The sequence below is a fragment of the Arthrobacter sp. Hiyo1 genome, from assembly GCF_001263615.2.
GTDB lineage: Bacteria > Actinomycetota > Actinomycetes > Actinomycetales > Micrococcaceae > Arthrobacter.
Window position 1 is genome coordinate 56285 of record NZ_DF952469.1, and the last position, 1890, is coordinate 58174.

General features: G+C 66.0%; 2 protein-coding genes. Both read right to left on the minus strand.

The features are described 5' to 3' along the window. On the minus strand, positions 1-783 hold a 783-nt coding region (gene dapF / locus AHiyo1_RS04915; protein ID WP_059387804.1), incomplete at its 3' end, for a diaminopimelate epimerase. 31 nt (positions 784-814) lie between these two features. Next, entirely contained in the window at positions 815-1756 is a 942-nt protein-coding gene (miaA, locus tag AHiyo1_RS04920) for a tRNA (adenosine(37)-N6)-dimethylallyltransferase MiaA (RefSeq protein WP_059387805.1), read from the minus strand. Positions 1757-1890 lie beyond the last annotated feature (134 nt).

Genomic DNA, 1890 nt, shown 5'->3' on the forward strand with positions numbered 1-1890 from the left:
GCACGATTGGGTCTCGCCGACGCCGCGTTCGTGCACTCGCATCGTGATGTTGCCTACGCCTTCGTGGACGAGGGGCTCAGCGGGAACCACGAATTCGACGTTGGTGCCGTTGGCCGGCTTGGGATCGACGACGGGCGCCTTGAAGAGCTGCGTGGATTTGAGTTCTGAAAGTTCGGCCAACGCCACCACAGTGTGCGGATTGCCCATGCTGACAGAGAGGGCAGGCCGGGCCACTTCGAGTCCGTCGGCGCTGACGAGGGAGTCCATGGCCTTGCTGGTGGCATCCTTGGGGAAAATGAACTCCCACGGACCCATGTCCACCGCATAGCCCTCAGCGGTCCGGACAATCTTCTTGATGCCGCCGCGCGTTCCGATGGTCAGGGATTCACCGGCGTTGAGGGTGACAAGTCCTTGCTCGATCAGGAATTGGACGAAGACGCGGACTCCGTTGCCGCACATTTCGGACAACGAGCCGTCGCCGTTGCGGTAGTCCATGAACCACTCGGCAGCGGAATCCGCTTCGAGCAGCTGGAGGCCTTCGGGCAGGAATCGTGAAGGGACTGCCCGGATGAGCCCGTCCCCACCAATGCCCAGGTGGCGGTTGCAGAGCGCTGCGACCTGCTCCGGAGAGATCTGGTGTGCGTCTTCGGGGTCCGCAATGAGGACGAAGTCGTTGCCCGTACCGTGCCCCTTGGAGAAGGCCAGCCCGTGAAGACCGGAGGCGGGTACGGAACCGCCGGCAGCGGCAGGCTGCGGGGCGGAAAATGCAAGGGTTTCATCCATGGCTCAAGGCTACCTGTACTGGGGGTTGCGCCTAAATCACCGACGCCGGACTCGCGCAGATTTCTGCGGCTTTGGCCACCAAATCCGTATCCTGCCAGTCCAGCCAGTGGATCCGGGGGTCCGCCCGGAACCACGTGAGTTGGCGCCGGGCGAATTGCCGGGTGGCTACGATGGTTTCTTCGGCCGCGGCAGCTGTGTCGGATTCGCCGTCGAGGACCTTCAGGAACTGCGCGTATCCGAGCGCCCGCGATGCCGTCTTGCCTTGCCGCAGTCCGACGGCGTCCAGCCGCGCGACCTCTTCAAGAAGTCCCGCGTCGACCATCTTCAGCACGCGCTCGGCCAAACGCTCGCGCAGCACTCCGCGGTCGACGTCGAGCCCTATCTGCACGGCCGGCTGGAAGTACTCGCGCTGCGGCATGAAGGAGCTGAACGGGCGGCCGGTGAGCTCGAAGACTTCCAGCGCGCGGATGACGCGGCGGGCGTCGCCGAGCCTGCCGGCGGACACGGGGTCGATGCGTTGGAGGCGTTCCTGGAGGCTTGGAAGACCGGAGGTTTCGTGCTCCTGCTCCAGCCGCTGCCGCACGCCGGGGTCCGTGCCGGGAAATTCCAGGACATCCAAGGCTGCGCGGACGTAGAGGCCGGAGCCGCCCACCAGGATGGCGCGCTTGCCTCGGCCATGGATATCACGGATGGCGGCGCGGCAGTCGGCCTGGAAAGCGGAGACGCTGGCTTCCTCGGTGACATCCATCGTGTCCAGGAGGTGGTGGGGCACTCCCCTGCGTTCGGCGACGGTGATCTTGGCCGTGCCGATGTCCATTCCACGGTAGAACTGCATGGCATCGGCGTTGATGACCTCGCCGTCGAGCGCGAGGGCGAGGTGGACGGCGAGATCGGACTTGCCGGAACCGGTGGGGCCGACGACGGCGATCACGGGCGGATTCGGACCAACTGACCCGGCCGGTACTGCTGCCATGCCGGGCTAACCGCGTCGTCCGGGGAGCGACGGCATACCGAGGGAGACGGCCCTTGAACCTGAAGACCCGATGCCGCCGGACCCGGTACCCGAGGCACTCGGGGCTGGAGCGCCGCAGGAATCGGCCTGCGAGC

Bases quoted from the DNA above. Each gene is read 5' to 3' on its own strand.
- miaA (WP_059387805.1), bottom strand. From the start codon at position 1,756: ATGGCAGCAGTACCGGCCGGGTCAGTTGGTCCGAATCCGCCCGTGATC.